This window comes from Massilia sp. YIM B02443, assembly GCF_030411955.1.
Classification (GTDB): Bacteria; Pseudomonadota; Gammaproteobacteria; order Burkholderiales; family Burkholderiaceae_D; genus Telluria.
The window spans coordinates 76245-93085 of record NZ_JASNRA010000022.1; the positions used below are offsets into that span (position 1 = coordinate 76245).

General features: G+C 53.7%; 8 protein-coding genes. All 8 read left to right on the forward strand.

Annotated features, from left to right (window positions below; all coding sequences use genetic code 11):
• Window positions 1-727 precede the first annotated feature (727 nt).
• Complete coding sequence (locus QPK27_RS19920; protein ID WP_290419913.1) at window positions 728-1642, forward strand: YafY family protein; 915 nt, start codon at window positions 728-730, stop codon at window positions 1640-1642.
• Between the two features lie 12 nt (window positions 1643-1654).
• On the forward strand, window positions 1655-2110 hold the full coding sequence (brxF, locus tag QPK27_RS19925; RefSeq protein ID WP_290419914.1) for a BREX-3 system P-loop-containing protein BrxF: 456 nt from the start codon (window positions 1655-1657) through the stop codon (window positions 2108-2110).
• 23 nt (window positions 2111-2133) lie between these two features.
• Window positions 2134-5859, forward strand: coding sequence for a DUF6079 family protein (locus QPK27_RS19930; RefSeq protein ID WP_290419915.1), 3726 nt, complete (start codon window positions 2134-2136; stop codon window positions 5857-5859).
• A 56-nt stretch (window positions 5860-5915) separates the two neighbouring features.
• The gene (locus QPK27_RS19935) at window positions 5916-8708 is read left to right on the forward strand and encodes a DNA methyltransferase (protein ID WP_290419916.1); all 2793 of its coding nucleotides are present in this window, start codon (window positions 5916-5918) and stop codon (window positions 8706-8708) included.
• Window positions 8708-11536 (forward strand): DEAD/DEAH box helicase, encoded by a 2829-nt coding sequence (locus QPK27_RS19940; protein WP_290419917.1) that lies wholly within the window; start codon window positions 8708-8710, stop codon window positions 11534-11536. Before QPK27_RS19935 ends, QPK27_RS19940 begins: the two co-directional genes overlap by 1 nt.
• On the forward strand, window positions 11533-13533 hold the full coding sequence (gene pglZ, locus QPK27_RS19945) for a BREX-3 system phosphatase PglZ (protein ID WP_290419918.1): 2001 nt from the start codon (window positions 11533-11535) through the stop codon (window positions 13531-13533). Before QPK27_RS19940 ends, pglZ begins: the two co-directional genes overlap by 4 nt.
• Before the next feature lie 56 nt (window positions 13534-13589).
• A complete protein-coding gene (locus tag QPK27_RS19950; protein ID WP_290419919.1) occupies window positions 13590-14249 on the forward strand; it encodes a hypothetical protein in 660 nt (219 codons plus the stop codon).
• 241 nt (window positions 14250-14490) lie between these two features.
• On the forward strand, window positions 14491-15762 hold the full coding sequence (locus QPK27_RS19955; RefSeq protein WP_290419920.1) for a hypothetical protein: 1272 nt from the start codon (window positions 14491-14493) through the stop codon (window positions 15760-15762).
• Window positions 15763-16841: the final 1079 nt, after the last annotated feature.

Sequence of the window (16841 nt, forward strand, 5' to 3'; positions counted from 1 at the left end):
GCAGGCGGAACATTATTAAGCTGCGAATTACTCCCACTCCCGATATGAATTTGTTTGGAAAGCTGCGCCCCTGGCGGAGACCTGCCACTTGCGCTGCAGCTATCGGTTCAGCGCGCCCGGTTGTGCAATTTTCGCTTTATGCTTTTTCGGTTCCTCGTAGTCTTCACTCATCTTCTCGGCGCAGACGCAGCCGACATCGAAGTTCTCGTTCAGCCCCATGTGCTCAATGATGTGGAAGTAGCGGCTCGTGTCAGCGCAGCGACTCGGTGCCCAGCCAGAAGTTGGCTTGGGGCGAGTCCTACCACCGCAGACCAGGCGAGCAGACAGACCGGCACAACCCGCGTGACGCCGTCGCAGTCCTTGCTGTCGTTGCGCGCCTGCTCCCCCGAGGGAGAGCTCATCGCCCGCATGGCCGGGCAGATGTTGCCGTGTACGCGACGGCTATGCAGTTGACTTGCTGCAACAACCGATCAGGCTCAAGGTTGCGAAGTCTATGTCGCATTTAGGTATTCACCTAGGGTTGCGGCTGGTGTGATCGGCTCTATTTTCACAAATCACGCTATTAAGCTGACGCCCAAGCGATGCACCCCGATATCTTGGTAGCCGTCGTATCTTCAGGCAACGGATATACACATCATTTTGCGTTGATGGACATATCTCAGTGCAACTTATATACTTCCGGCAACAATCCGCGTTATTACTACCTACACTGCTTAAGCCGCGCAGGATGCCAACTGAAAAGCTTGCTGAACTAACCCAACCACAACGCGATCGACTCGCGTTTGTGGAGTTGCGCGTGCGTCTCATTGGGGAGATACGTCGCCAGGACTTGGTCACGCGGTTTGGTATCCAATCTGCCGCCGCATCAAGGGACCTAGCGCTGTACAGGGAGCTGGCTCTCGGTAACATCGACTATGACTCTAGAGGCAAGTCCTACGTCCTTGGAGCGAATTTTCGGCCGGTATTCGACTTCCCCACAGAGCGAGTGCTTTCGTGGCTGACTCAGGGGTTTGGCGATGGCGAGCCGATGCGGTTAAAGGCGTGGGTGGCTAGCGAAAGTCCATCTCGGCTCACCCACCCAGATCTGGACACTCTTGCAAGTGTGACACGGGCGATTCATCAAGAATGCCCGCTGGGCATCGAGTACCACTCCATCTCCAGTGGCCGCACCGAGCGGGAGATCGTCCCGTTCGCTCTGATCGACGACGGCCTGCGCTGGCACGTTCGCGCGTTCGACCGGAAGTCGCAAGAGTTCCGGGATTTCGTCATTAGCCGGATCAAGTGCCCAGTGATGCTTAAAGGACAGCCAGTGGCACCCCACGAGACGAGCGTTCAAGACATTCAGTGGACTCGGATCGTCGAGCTTGAGCTTGTACCGCATCCTGATCAACCCCGGCCAGAGATCACCGAAATGGATTACGGAATGCGTGATGGCTCGCTGCAGCTGAAGCTGCGCGCCGCCACAGCCGGGTACATCCTGCGCAAGTGGAGCGTGGACTGTTCGCCCGACCACAGCCTGCGTAGCCTCGAATATCGCTTGTGGCTACGCGACCCGCTAGCGCTCTATGGCGTCAAGAACGCTCAGCTGGCACCCGGATACCGTGTCCCTGATCAGCTTCGGCCTGAAGCTGGCTTGAACTGACGGAGGTGATTTGTGGTTGAAAAACTAGACCAACTGGTCGATGAAATCGGCGCGCTTTACAGCAAGCTCCTCTTGATTGTCGGGACGAACCATGGCGGCAAAACTGCGCTTATACGGGCGCTGGCCACAAAGCGTTCAATTACACCGGTCAACGTCAGCGCAGAAATGGCTGCCCGATTAGCAGCACTTCCCCCGAAACAGCGGCATCTTCAAGCAGTCAACATTCTGCGGGAACTGGCAGGCCAGCACGCCAAAGGGGATTTGCTGCTCCTGGACAATCTTGAAGTGTTGTTTGACAAAACCCTGCAGCTTGACCCGCTAGACTTGCTCAAACGGCATGCACATTCACGTCGTGTCATCGCAATTTGGCCTGGTGAACTGAACAACGGTCGCCTGATGTACGCCAATATGGGGCACCCAGAACACCAGAACTACAGCCTTGATGGCGTGGTCCCCTTCGAAATTTAGCAAAAAAGGTTAGAGAGAAACGCATGCGCTACGGAGATCTCATTCAATTCGAGCCGATCGAATCGGTCATTCAACTGCTAGACGCCAACCGCCCCGACGAAGGCAAAAAACTGGTCGGCACCTACGTCATTTCTGACGACATGGCTGAGCGGATTGCCACTCAGATGATCCCGCAGCTCTCGTTCGATGACTCGGTCGACCACAAGGGCGTTCTGGTCGTTGGCAACTACGGTACTGGTAAGTCGCACTTGATGTCTGTGCTGTCTTTGATCGCCGAGGATGCCACCTATCTCCCTTTGGTTCGCCACCCCAAAGTAGCCGAAGCTGCGCAATCAATCGCTGGCAAATTTAAGGTGCACCGGATTGAGATCTCCAGCCAGATGTCCTTACGGGACATCGTGACCCAACAGCTTGAGATGTTCCTCGACCAAAACGGCGTCAGCTTCGCGTTCCCATCCGCTGACAAGGTCGTGAACAACAAAGGCTCGTTTGAAGAAATGATGGCCGCCTTTGCCGAGGTGCACCCCAACCACGGTGTGCTGCTGGTGGTAGATGAGTTCTTGGAATACCTGCGCTCCCGCAAAGACCACGATTTGGTGCTGGATCTGTCCTTCCTGCGCGAGGTTGGCGAAGTCACAAAGCACTTGCGGTTCCGTTTCGTGGCCGGCGTCCAGGAAGCGATCTTCGATAGCTCACGATTCCAGCATGTGGCCGACAGCCTGCGTCGGGTGAAAGACCGCTTCACCCAGATCCTGTTGGCTCGCCAAGACGTGAGTTTTGTGGTAGCCGAACGCCTGCTCAAAAAGAGTGCGGACCAACAGGACAAGATTCGCAACTACCTCACAAAGTTTGCCAAGTTCTACAGTTCCATGAACGAACGGATGGACGAATTCGTCCGTCTGTTCCCGGTCCATCCGGAGTACATCGGCACCTTTGAACGTCTGGTTTTCACAGAAAAGCGTGGCGCCTTGGTCACTCTGCGCGACCAAATCCAAGCCATTCTCAGCACCGATGTCCCCGAAGACCGGCCCGGCATGATCGGTTACGACAAGTTTTGGGAGACCGTTACCTCCAACGGCGTCCTCAAGGCTGATCCGAACATTGGCCCCGTCTGGAAGGTCTCTGAAGTTCTGACCGAACGTGTTCAGAAAGCCTTTATCCGCCCTGGCTACAAGGCCATGGCTTTGCGGGTCATCAGCGGTTTGTCGGTGCATCGTTTGATCACGGGCGGCGACATTTACGTTCCGATTGGCCCGACCGCCACTGAGCTGCGTGACTCCCTATGCCTATATCAACCAGGTATCGAAGAGATGGGTGGCGACCCAGCAGAGGATCTGCTCACGGCCGTTCACACTACTATGCGGGAAATCGTCAAAACGGTGAATGGCCAGTTTATCTCCAAAGCAGCTGACACCGAGCAGTATTACCTCGACTTAAAAAAGGACGTCGACTACGACGCCCAGATCGAAAAGCGAGCAGATGCTCTGTCTGACGATGCGCTAGACCGCGCCTACTACAGCGCCATTAAGCAGTTGATGGAGCGCACTGACGAGAGCACCTATGTCACCGGCCACCAGATATGGCAGTACCAGATCGAATGGCAGGACAAGCAGGTGGAACGCAACGGCTACCTGTTCTTCGGAGCGCCAAACGACCGCCCGACTGCTCAACCCGAGCGTGACTTCTACATTTACTTCATCCAGCCGTTCGAGCCGCCTCGGTTCCGTGACGAGAGCAAATCCGACGAAGTGTTTTTGCGCTTTAAGGGGCTGGATGAAACCATCCGCCGTCACCTAGCTATTTACGCTGCGGCCATGGATCTTGAATCCACCGCCAGCGGTGGCGCGAAGAACATCTACCTTGACAAGGCTAAGACCGCGCTGAAGGACATGAGCAAGTGGCTGCAAGAGAATCAGATGTCGGCGTATGAGCTCACCTACCAAGGCAAGACAAAGACACTGCTAGACTGGTCAAAGGGCGTCTCCATGCGCGACAAGCTGCGTCTCGGCGCAACCGATAAGGCCAACTTCCGAGACATCGTAAACGTTATCTCGGGGGTCGCGCTGAACGCACACTTTGGCGAAGCGGCGTCGGAATACCCCAAGTTCTCCACCCTCGTCACCGAAGGCAACCGCAAGAATCTAGTGTTGAGCGTACTGAAGGCCTTTGCGGGGGGCGCACGCACCAAGGATGCCACAGCAATTCTCGACGCACTGGAAATGATGGACGGCGACAAGGTCGAGCCTGGTCGGTCACGCTACACGCAGGAAGTCCTCACCCGCCTCAAAGCCAAAGGCCATGGCCAAGTGCTCAACCGCAGCGAACTGCTAAATGGGCAGACAGACGTCGAATACTTCCACCCCCTAAAATTCCGTCTGGAGCCCGATCTGTTTGTCGCTGTGTTGGGCGGCCTGATCTACTCTGGCGACATCGTCCTGGCCATTACCGGCGACAAGGTCGACTCTGGCAAGATTGGCTTGTTGGGTGAACGCACTCTCGACGAACTCAAGCAGTTCAAGCACATCGAGGCACCCAAAGAGATCAACGTCACTGTCCTCAAGTCGCTGTTTGAGCTGCTGGGCCTAACGCCTGGACTGGCTCAACTGGCAACGCAAGGTTCCGAGGAACCGGTCAAGCAACTCCTGGATGCCGTCTCCAAACTGGTCGCACGTGTCCTGACTACCAATACCGACTTGCAGAACAAACTAGCGTTCTGGGGTAAACCCCTGCTGACCGAAACGGAACTGGCTGACTGGCGCGGTCGACTTGAAGCGCTCAAGACATTCACTGAAGGTCTGACGCCCTACAACACGGTCGGCAAACTCAAAAATCTGCGCATTGGGTCGGATGACATCGAAGCACAGAAGAAGAACCTTGAAATTCTGGCATCCGTTGAAAAGTTAGACGAGCTGATCGCTGAGCTTGGCAGTACAGCCAACTACTTGTCGCAAGCCGAACTGGTGCTCACCAGCAACCACGCTTGGGTGAAACAAGCCCAAGATGCGCGCAAAACGATTCTCGATAAGCTGTCTGCTAACCTGCATGCTGCACACGCCCCCGAATACAAGCTGCCGCTGAGCCAACTCAAAAAAGATTACATCAACGCCTATATTGCTCAGCACAGCAAGGCGCGGCTGGGGGTGGCGGAAGAATCGTCCAAAACCTCTCTGCGCCGTGATCCTCGGCTCGTATCCCTGCGGGCGTTGGCCGGCATTTCCTTGATGCCTACCAGTCAACTGACTGCTTTTGACGACAAGTTGGACAAGCTCAAGAGCTGCGCATCACTGGTAGAGTCAGATCTCAACGCCAGCCCGGTCTGCCCGCACTGTAACTTCCGCCCGGCCAACGAACAGGGTGACTTCCTGCCGGCCGCTAACGTCCTGAAACACATGGATGAGGAGTTGGACCGTCTGCTGACCAGCTGGGAGCAGACGCTGCTCGACAACCTGGATGACCCGATCATCCAGGTCAATTTTGAATTGTTGAAGCCCTCCGCTCGTGAACTGATCCAGCAATTCATTGACTCGAAAAAGCTGCCAGACTCGGTTCCGCCCGACTTTGTCGCTGCGATTTCAGAAGCTCTCTCGGGGCTGGAGAAAATCAACGTCAGCACCGATGACATCCGGAAGGCTTTGTTACATGGCGGGTCACCCGCTACGCCAGAGGATCTGCGCAAACGCTTCGAGGCTTTACTCAACGATCGGTGCAAGGGCAAGGAAGCAAGCAAGCTGCGCTTTGTTGTGGAGTGAAGACGAGCTCAAACAACGCACGCCAACAACAAGAGCAATACTAAGGACATCAAAGAATGAATGATTTGCTGCACAGCCAGACTGGCACGGGCTCACAGCCAGTGGAATGCCTCGGCTTGAAATTTCCATCCGACCAGGCGAGGCGCGAACACTTCCTGAAGTTGTTGATGGCGAAGCTGAAAGACCCCGCGTTCCGCAAGATCGAAGGATTTCCGCAGGGGACGGACGAGGCCATCCTTGCGATTTCGGACCCCCCTTACTATACAGCTTGTCCGAACCCCTTCCTTGAGGACTTCGTGCGCCACTACGGCAAGGCTTACGACCCGAGCGTAAAGTACAGCCGTGAGCCGCAGACCATCGACGTTTCAGTCGGCAAAACCGACCCGCTCTACAAGGCACACTCGTATCACACCAAGGTCCCACACCTTGCGATCGTTCCATCGATCCTGCACTACACCGAGCCAGGTGACATAGTTCTAGATGGATTTGGTGGCTCGGGTATGACGGGTGTTGCAGCTCAGTGGTGCGGAACAGCACCTTCGGTCTACCGGCATGAACTGGAAACTGAATGGAGGAAGCAAAATAAGGCGGCGCCGAAATGGGGTGCTCGACGCGTCATCCTCAACGATCTGTCGCCTGCTGCTACCTTCATCGCAGCAAATTACAACTTGCCCTTCGACGTGGCGGCCTTCGCCAAAGCGGGCAAGCAACTGCTAAAGGAAGTCGAACAGGAGCTTGGCTGGATGTATGAGACAACACATACGGACGGCAAGACCAAGGGGCGGATCGAATACACCGTTTGGAGCGAGGTATTCACGTGCCCCCATTGCGCTGGCGAGGTGAATTTTCTAGAAGAAGCACTCGACGACACCAGTAAGCGAGTGAAAGATAATTTCCCTTGTCCATATTGTGGCGCAGACTTGAATAAGGACAAGCTTGATCGAGTTCTAGAGTCACTCGTTGATCCTGCTTCAGGGGAAATGTGGAAGCGCGTCAAATTCCGTCCTGCTCTAATCTCTTACATCGCCGGGAGCACTCGGCGAGAGAAGCAACCCGATCAAAACGACTTAGCTGTTTTGGCCAGGATAGAGACACTTCCGCTACCTGCAGATCTGCCAACAAATCGATTCCCAATCGAACAAATGTATCACGGATCTCGAATCGCCCCGAAAGGCTTTTCGAATATCCATCACTTCTTTCTCCCCAGAGCCGCTCAGGCAATGGCGTTGTTATGGCGAAAAGCAAAGGCCCATCCTGATTTTCGTATTCGAGAAATGCTCCTGTTTTTTGTCGAGCAGGCGATATGGGGTTTGTCAGTTCTGAACCGCTACCAGCCAATCCAACAAGGTAGACCAGGCGGATCGCAAGTTAATCGCCAATTAACTGGCGTTTACTATGTCGGGTCTCAACACGCAGAGTGCAGCCCTCAATACAACCTAGGTCTAAAACTAGATCGACTTATAAAAGCATTTCGTGATTACAAAACAACCAGCGGTAATGCAGTGATCAATACCGGCACTGCTGCCGGCATACCATTGCCATCAAGCTCGATTGACTACGTATTCACTGATCCGCCGTTCGGTGAGAATATTTTTTACGCTGACCTGAACTTTCTCGTTGAGTCTTGGCATCGTGTCACTACAGACGCGGAGCCTGAAGCTATCATCGATAAATTTAAGGAAAAAGCACTTCCAGAGTATCAGCACCTGATGCAAAGCTGTTTCGCAGAATACTACCGGGTTCTCAAGCCAGGTCGTTGGATGACAGTAGTCTTTTCTAACAGCAAGGCAGCGGTATGGAATGCGATCCAGGTCGCATTGCAGCAGGCAGGCTTTGTGGTGGCCGAGGTCACTGCACTGGATAAGGTGCAAGGCAGCTATCGTCAAGTCACGTCAACAACTGCGGTGAAGCAAGACTTGGTGATCTCGGCCTACAAACCCAATGGTGGCCTTGAAGATAGGTTTAATCGTGATGGTCCGACAGTAGACTCGGCTTGGGACTTTGTGCAGACCCACTTAAAGCAGTTGCCTGCAGTAAAGATTACCAACAGCTTTCCGCAGGAATTACTAAACATTGTTGAACGTGACCCTCGCCGAATCTATGACCGCATGGCGTCCTGGTTCATCCGTCATGGAGTGATGGTTCCCATTTCTACCCCAGAGTTCCTTGCAGAACTTCCCATACTTTTCCGAGAAGCCGATGGCATGGTATTCCTGCCGGAACAACTTGTAGAGTATGAAAAGGCTCGCGCACGAATACCTCAGGTCAAGCAGGCCGAGCTCTTCATTTCTGACGAACGAAGTGCAATTGATTGGCTTTCAAATTTTTTGTTGAAGCGTCCATCAATCCGGGCCGAGATTCATCCTGAATACATGCCCCAGATTGGGGCGGCCAAGAAAAAGGGCGAAATCATTCCGGAACTTGATCAATTGCTAGATGACAATTTCCTACGTTACGACGGCAATGAGGATGTACCTAGCCAAATCAGCAACTACCTGTCGAAAAACTTCCACGACCTTCGCGGTCTGGATAAGAGTGATCCAAAGCTGATCGCTAAGGCGAAAGACCGCTGGTACGTACCTGATCCCAACAAGGGCCAAGACCTGGAGAAGAAACGCGACAAGGCATTGTTGAAGGAATTTGAAGCGTACCAAGTCTCCACAAGTCGTAAGCTGAAGGAATTTCGCCTGGAGGTTCTGCGAACGGGGTTCAAGGCTGCGTGGGCAGCAAAGAACTACAAGGCGATTATCGAAATCGCTCACAAGATCCCGGAAGAAGCGCTTCAGGAAGATGAGAAGCTCTTGCTCTGGTATGACCAGGCTCTGACACGCACGGAGGCGGCTTCTTAATGAGCCAAGCAGGTGAACGCCAGGATATGCATGAGCTAGGGGCATGGTGCTGGCACACCCGCCACGCCACCCCTTGCCGCGTTGTAGACCGGCAGGAGATGTGGGGAAAAACCACTTACCGCGTCTGGCTGCCTGCCAAAGACGCAGTTGTGCGTGCTCGGGCTCAGGACCTAACCCACTTTGAAGGTCTGCAGACCTCTGTTGAGGAGATCCTCCACACGGCTGCTACGGCCAAACTGCAGGATGCCTTGGAAGATAACCTGCTGCTCGCCCCCATCCAGTCCAGTGTGGTTCCCTTGCCTCACCAGCTCTACGCCCTGAATCGGGCAATGAGCCGCGATCGCATCCGTTACTTGCTGGCAGATGAAGTGGGGCTGGGCAAGACCATTGAAGCCGGCTTGATTCTGCGCGAGTTGAAATTGCGCGGCATGGCTCGCCGCATCCTGGTTGTCGCCCCGAAAGGCTTAGTGCGCCAGTGGCAGGCTGAAATGCGGCTGCACTTTGGGGAAAAGTTGCAGTACATCGACCCGGCTGAATTGGCAGCCTTCCGACAGTGGCGCAACGACGAGGAAAACCTCTGGCGCATGCACGACCAAGTGATCTGTTCCCTCGACTCGGTGAAGCCGATTGAAGGCCGGCGGGGCTGGAGTCTTGAGCAACTCAATAACTACAACCGGGAGCGCTTTGAGGATTTGATCTCTGCCTCCTGGGATCTTGTCATCATCGACGAATCCCATCGCATGGGGGGCAGCACTGACCAGGTGGCCCGGTACAAGCTAGGTGCTGCGTTGGCAGAAGCTGCACCTTACCTACTGCTCTTGTCGGCCACGCCCCACCAAGGCAAAACGGATCAGTTTCTGCGACTGATGCAGTTAATTGACCGCGAGTCATTCCCGGATGAAAGTAGCGTCAGCCGCGATCGCGTCCAACCCTTCGTCATCCGCACAGAAAAGCGCGTCTCCATCGATGCTGAGGGGCAACCGTTGTTCAAGCCCCGCCTTACACGCTTGCATACCGTTGCTTGGCAAGCTCGCCACGATGCGCAACAGCGGCTCTATGATGCGGTCACCGATTATGTTCGCCACGGCTACAACCAAGCGCTGGCTGCCAAGCAAAGGCACATCGGCTTCCTGATGATCCTGATGCAGCGGCTAGTGACATCAAGCACTGCTGCCATTCGAACCACGTTGGAAAAGCGCCAAGCTCTGCTGGATGCCCCGCAACCACAAGTTTCGCTATTCGACGCAAGTGACATGGATGAATGGGCTGACCTCGACGGCCAAACTCAGGTCGACATCGCCGTGCATTCCTCTGGTTGGGCGCAGGAAAAAGCAGAAGTCGACATGCTACTGGAGTTGGCTAGGGCCACCGAGAGCCAGGCAACTGACGCGAAGGCGGAAGCCTTGCTGGAGTTAATTTACAAGCTGCAGCAGGAAGAAAGCAATCCCGAGCTCAAGGTGTTGATCTTCACTGAGTTCGTGCCAACCCAGGCAATGCTGGCCAACCTCCTAGAAAGTCGGGGATTTTCGGTCGCACTGCTGAATGGAAGCATGGATCTCGACACTCGGGCCAAGGCGCAGCAGACCTTCTCACGCGATGTGCGTGTGTTGATTTCGACGGATGCTGGCGGTGAAGGTTTGAACCTTCAGTTCTGCCACGTCATCGTCAACTTCGACATGCCTTGGAACCCGATGCGCCTGGAGCAGCGCATCGGCCGTGTCGACCGTATCGGCCAGAAGCATGTGGTGCGCGCCATCAACTTCGTGCTCGAGGACACTGTCGAGCATCGCGTCCGTCAGGTACTTGAGGAAAAGCTTGAGGTCATTGCCCAGGAATTTGGCGTCGACAAGGCTTCAGACGTGATGGATTCGGTCGAGTGTGAACCCCTCTTTGACGAGTTGTTCGTGCATAGTCTGCGAAACCCTGACTCGATCGAGCAGGAATGCGATGCCGTGATCAGCCAAGTCCGAGACAAGGTGGCCGACTCTAGGAAGAACAGCGACCTGCTCTCTGGCGCTCACGCCTTGGATGCCGAAGATGCCCGTAAATGGCGGGATCACCCGGCGCAGTTCTGGCTCGAACGAGCTATCACCATGGGCTTGCCGTCTCGCGGTGGCAGTGCCATCAAGGAGGGTGATGCATGGCGCGTGAAGTGGGTAGATGGAAGTGAGTCTGCACAGATTTGCTTCGACGTACGAACGGCAGAAAACAACCCCGAGCTGGAATGGGTGACTTTGGAAGATCGACGCGCCCGTGCGGTCATCAGTGAGCTCCCTCGTTGTGTGGCTGGCCAGCCCCTACCAATTGCGACGATCACCGGGCTTCCAGCCAGCATTACCGGCGTTTGGTCACTTTGGGAAATCAGTCTGTCGGCCGAGGGCTTCAACAGAAAGCGCTTTTTGCCGGTGTTCGTCACAGATGACGGTCGGACATTTCTGCCGACTGCGAAGCGCATTTGGGACTTGCTGCTCACAGAAAACGTCGAGATTACCGGTTCGCCCTGTACCGAGGATGCGCTGATGTGGTTTGAGACGTCCATGGCAGCGGCCAAGACTCACGGAGAACGGCTATTTAACGCTCTCCTTGATGAGCACCGCAGCAAATTGAAAGACGAACGGGAACGGGCTGAGTACGCATATGAGTCTCGATACCAAGCAATCGGCCGCATCGGTCTGCCGGCGGTCAGAGAGCATCGTCGGAAACGCCTAAAAGAAGAGTATCAGGTTCGATTGGCGGCCTTGGATGAGGCAGACGCCAGCGTACCCGATCTCAATGCCGTCCTGATGGTCCGTGTGGGACCGACGATAAGCTCAAGGAGGACTGCATGAGTTTGTGGATTGAACGCATCCTGAAAGAGTTTCCGGCCGAACTGTCGCGTTTATGGATCACTGCTGATCCTGATGATGTTTTACTGGATGAGCGAGTGCTGGCAGGTCTACGGGATCGCGGATTTGAGGTTCTGCCTTTCCTTGACGCGGTCGTGTTCCGTGCCGAGTACGAGCAACGCTACCGCCACGCGTGGGACCAAGGACAGGACGGGCCGGCGAAATCGCTGGTCTTGCACTTGCGCAGCAACAACACTAGCGATCTGCCCTGGGATTATTTGAAACAGGCTAGACAGGTCAGCCTTAGTCTTGCCAACCTATTTCCAAAGCTGAATTACCCTGTGGTGCGCGCGCTTGGTGCCGAATACCACGAGGCTCTGTTTGCTGCCCAGATCAAGCATGCGTCTCAAATGCTGGGTGGCGACGCGACTAAAGAATTTGTACTGACCCACATTTTCAAGATCAGTCCGTACCTCATCTCGCGCTCTGAAGAATTGTGGAACGTGCTGTTAAAGCTGCACTACCGTGATGCAAGTTTGCCCACGGTACTCGCAGACCATGTCGCACAAGTTCTGGATGACAACCCGGAATTCTCTAGACTGCCAATCAGTGAGCTTTTCTCCTCCAAGAGTACGCTACTCAGGACCGTACAGGTTGCCTGGTTTCGCTACCTCAAGAAGCGTGGTTTATGCGGTACGCGGATTGGCGAATCTGAGGCCCGAGGGCTCGTTGCAAAAGTTGAGATCCCGTTTGAGCACCCTGACGTGAGAGTCATAGTTGATTCAATGTTCCTGGATGGTCTGCTGCACCCACTGGCTCTACAAGGGATCCCGGCGCATATTCCTGACTGGGCGAAAACGGGGGTTGTTCAAGACCCGTTGTGGCTACGCAACTTGGTTGAGGAAGGGATTAGAGGTATCCACCAGTCCCTTGAGTCGGTGGAGACCCATCGAGACTGGTCCAACCTGTCGCGACGACTAGGAGAATTGATCGCGCGGTTTCACGCTTTGGACTCTACTCGTGCCGAAGGGTTGAAAAGCTCGATCGCCACGCTGCAGAACACAGTGGATGATCGATTGCTGGCGTGGGTCAAAAAGCACTACGGAGACTTGCCATCACTACCTGCCGCTAAAGCGCCGGTGATGGTTCATCGGATTCCCCACTTCTTGTCGATGCGTAGGAATGCAGGTGAAAGCAAGGTCGCTCTTCTTGTGTTCGATGGTCTTGCCGTAGACCAATGGGTCCAGATCCGCGAGTCCCTGGCCAAACGCGCTCCATATCTGGGATTTGAGGAAAACACATGCTTTGCCTGGCTGCCAACCATCACGTCGGTATCACGACAAGCGATTTTCTCTGGACTGCGCCCACGCGAATTTGCCTCCTCGATCGAGACTACCTCCTCGGAACCCACCCAATGGTCGCGCTTCTGGCAAAACGAAGGCCTTAAAGCCAACGAAGTTCTGTACCGGAAGAGCATCCAGAGCAATGCAGACCTGCAGAACCTTGATACGGCATTGTCTGTGCCACAGCTTAAAGTGGCCGGCATCGTCGTGGACACTGTCGACGGAATTGTTCATAGCGCCTTCCTCGGGAAGCGAAGCGCGTCCAAACTCATCGAGGACTGGTGTGACACAGGCTTTGTTGAAAAGCTGTTTCAGCTACTGATCGACAAAGGCTTCAGCATTTATCTGACGTCCGACCATGGCAACGTCGAAGCTACGGGCCAGGGCAAACCTGATCAAGGGATCGCGGCTGAGATGCGTAGCGAGCGAGTACGGACCTACCGGGTGAAGGAGACGCTAGAACAGGTAAGTGCATTTAACCCCAATACATATCGTTTCGACATTGCCGGACTACCTGCTGATTTCATAACTCTCTACGCAGGTGGGCGCACTGCTTTCACACAACTCGGAGTCCAAGCCGTGGTACATGGCGGCATCTCAGTTGAAGAGTTGATTGTGCCTTTTGTCAAAGTAATGAGAGTGAGTGAAAACGAATGATTCAATCAGCCCCACAAATCGGGTTTGATCGCTATATCCACCTGGACTGGATGGCCATGGCAATCAAAGTCCGCGCCGGGTTGGCAACCCTGGACGACCTCGAGGCACTGTTGGACAGCGCCGGCTTGGGAAAGGAAGCCAAATCAAAAACCAGGACAAAACTGAATGCTTTGGCTATTGAACCTCGTAACGAACTTGCCGCCTTTATTGATCGAGGCGTGGAGATCTTCAGCCGCCAAGATGATTGCGCAATGACTGCCGTTTTTGCGTGGGGATCAGCTATCGCTTCTTACCCGTATTTCGGCAAGGTAGCCGAATTCTCTGGCAGGCTTACAGCAATTCAAGGTGACTGCTCTGTGTCGGAAATTCACCGTCGCATGAGCGAAGTGTATGGCGACCGGGAGGTTACCAAGCGAGCAACCCAGGCTGTCATCCAAACACAAGCCAATTGGGGCGCCATCGAACGGGTTGAAAATGGCAAGCGCCTGAATCGACTTCCCCAAAGGAAAGTCTCAGACGAGAAAGTGATTAGATGGCTTGTCGAGGCAGCGCTGCGCTTCACCGGCAAAGCCATGCCTGTTACTAGCTTGCCAACCATGGCTGTGATCTACCCCTTCCAGATCGACCAGTCACTTCCCTACGTGCTGTCTAAAAGCGACACCATCGAATTGAGAGCCGAAGGGCCCAGCAATCAGTTTGCAGCGTTACGCAGTTAAACGCTTCCAGGAGAACGATAAATGACTGGCCGAAATGAGCTTTGTCAATGCCGGAGCAGTGAATGCTCAAGAAATGCTATATCTAGGTCCATCTTTCGTTAACCATACTGAAGCATGATCTAGCGTTACAGCCCTACCATTGCTGCAAAACTCCCAGCAGAAAGCTTCTAAATTCACAATAGTAAGATTTATACCTGATCCTTAGAAGCTTCGATGGAAAAAATGCGCGGCTCGAAGCTAAATGTTCTCACTTATCGACATCATGATTACACGTCTAGAACTTTATCAACGCGTCTGGCGTGAGCCAATGGTGAATATCGCTAAAGAATTTGGGGTGTCCTCAAGTTACTTAGCAAGAATATGTTCTCGTCTCAATGTACCACGCCCCGCACGGGGTTATTGGGCACAAGTCAGCGCCGGCCAACACATGGTAAAGAGGCCGCTGCCCGAGGCGCGACCTGGGGACGAAATCTCTTGGAACCCCAGCGACGGTCGATGCGAAATTCAAAAGTGGGCGCAAAAGACGGTCGAAACCCCCAACGTTACCAAGCGAGCCCGGAAGCGTAATCTAGATGAGCAACATGAGCTCATTGTGGACATGAAGCCGATTTTCCTAGCGGGCAACCTCTCTAGAGATGGAAGCTACCTCAAGCCTTCCAAACGCAACTTGCTCGACCTTGTGGTCACGTCAGCGACCCTAAGTTACGCTCTGGAGTTAGCGAATGCTCTCTTTCTAGCTTTTGAGCGTAAAGGACACCGAGTCGTCCTTGCACACCAAAACGAATCCATTTCTAGGCCCGACGTAGACACTCGCGACATCCCTACCAAGCAGACACTCTTCAATAATCTCTGGTCGCCAGGCAGGAAAACGGTTTTATATTTAAATGGAAATCCAGTTGGTATCACGCTCTTCGAAATTACCGATGCAACAGCGATGCGCTACAACGGCAATGGTAAGTACATCAAAGAGACAGACTTTGTTGCGCGAAAGGGAGTCCATATGGATCACCTGCACTGGAAGTCAATCCAGGATATGCCGTCTGGCCGACTTTGCGTTCAAATTTACACTTCGAATTACGATGTGAAATGGTCCCGTCAGTGGAAGGAGCCTCGTCCTCAAGAGCTACTAAAAAAAATCAATACTCTCGTTAATGAGGTATTGGCTTGTGAAGCCGAGGTTGCTGATGCGATCAACAAAGGCAAACAGCATGCTGATGCAGAAAAAGCCCGATGGAATGAGATGCAAGAGAAATGGCAAACCGAGGAGCTTGAGCGGAAGCGCGCGAAAGCCATTAAAGAGAGCAGAGAAGAGCTTGAGTCCCTTTTGGTCAGGTCTGAGAAGTGCGATCGTCTCGACCGCTTTCTGGCGACATTTATGAAGCAAGCTGTTAACGCAAGTGAGGCAAGCAAAGCCCGACTAGAAATGCTTATCGATGCAGCAATGTATATCGAAGGTGCGCGCCCAAAGCTTGATGATTTTCTAGCGTGGAAGCCACCGCATGAACGAGATTAAAGCGGTCTAGCTGACCTTAAAAACACAAATGCAACTTCAGAATTGTATAGAGCAGACGCTGCGGCAACGAATAGCAATAACGCTAGGAACCGGCATCGACAACGCCGAGTGCTTCTATGATATTTTTCTAAAAAGGACGTTCGCTTGTCTTCTACCTATTCCTCGTGGCTCTTCATTAAGAGCGCCTAGCAAAAACCCTTGCTTGTCCTAGCGGCACCACCGTACACTGAGCCATTCTGAACGGTTGCCTTCGGCCAAGAGCGACCACTGAAACTGATCGTCCAGGAGCTTGATCGGGTGCTGAGCGTTCGTTACTGTTGGCGATTCGGGAAGAAGCTACAGCAAGCTATTGAGCCGACTACCACGGCAGATGGCGCTTTGGTATTACGTTTTAGATAGCGTGGGCTGAGAGCGCACAGATGCCAAAGCTAATGCCTCTATGGAATTGGCCGTACAAGCAATTCGTCTTCAAGGGGTGAAGCGCTCCAATTTATTTTAGAAGGAATGGATGAGATGAGAAAGAAATATGTGAAAAAATCCTCTTAAAGTGGTACGCCGGCGGAATTGAAATTGATACGGACGTCTACAACTATGGCTATATCATTTCAAAAAACGATCCGACTGAACGTGTGCTGTTCGACGGGATACTGAATGTCGCAGAAGCGACAGGTGCAGCACTTGAAACGTTATGGAACTTTGTCGCTGCTCTGCAGGAGCGGCCCCAATAGGATGCATTGGTCAAGCGACTCCTTAAGAAGGACGATTCTACTCAAGTCGATCTGTCCGACTACCTGTCGGGTTTAAAAGGTATAACTGTATTCGATCTTGATTCGCTGAGGGCGCTACGAAAATTGACGTACAAAAGCCGTCGACCACCGCTGAAAGGTCGTGGCAGCAAACGCTATGCACGGTTTTACTTCTGGGAGTGTTTTTCGAACGGCTGAGAAGTAAAGAACGCCCAAACGCTCCCGCGCGCTCTACCTGCTTTTTCCTATTTTCCGATCGGGAATCTGCGGCAGCCTATGTACGGAAACACCGCATGGGAATCGGGCAGAATTATCTGTTCTGCGATGTCGTAG

Excerpts from the sequence above, each read along its gene's own strand:
- QPK27_RS19920 (WP_290419913.1), top strand. The coding sequence starts at position 728 with ATGCCAACTGAAAAGCTTGCTGAACTAACCCAACCACAACGCGATCGA.
- QPK27_RS19930 (WP_290419915.1), top strand. The coding sequence starts at position 2,134 with ATGCGCTACGGAGATCTCATTCAATTCGAGCCGATCGAATCGGTCATT.
- QPK27_RS19935 (WP_290419916.1), top strand. The coding sequence starts at position 5,916 with ATGAATGATTTGCTGCACAGCCAGACTGGCACGGGCTCACAGCCAGTG.
- QPK27_RS19940 (WP_290419917.1), top strand. The coding sequence starts at position 8,708 with ATGAGCCAAGCAGGTGAACGCCAGGATATGCATGAGCTAGGGGCATGG.
- pglZ (WP_290419918.1), top strand. The coding sequence starts at position 11,533 with ATGAGTTTGTGGATTGAACGCATCCTGAAAGAGTTTCCGGCCGAACTG.
- QPK27_RS19950 (WP_290419919.1), top strand. The coding sequence starts at position 13,590 with ATGGCAATCAAAGTCCGCGCCGGGTTGGCAACCCTGGACGACCTCGAG.
- QPK27_RS19955 (WP_290419920.1), top strand. The coding sequence starts at position 14,491 with ATGTTCTCACTTATCGACATCATGATTACACGTCTAGAACTTTATCAA.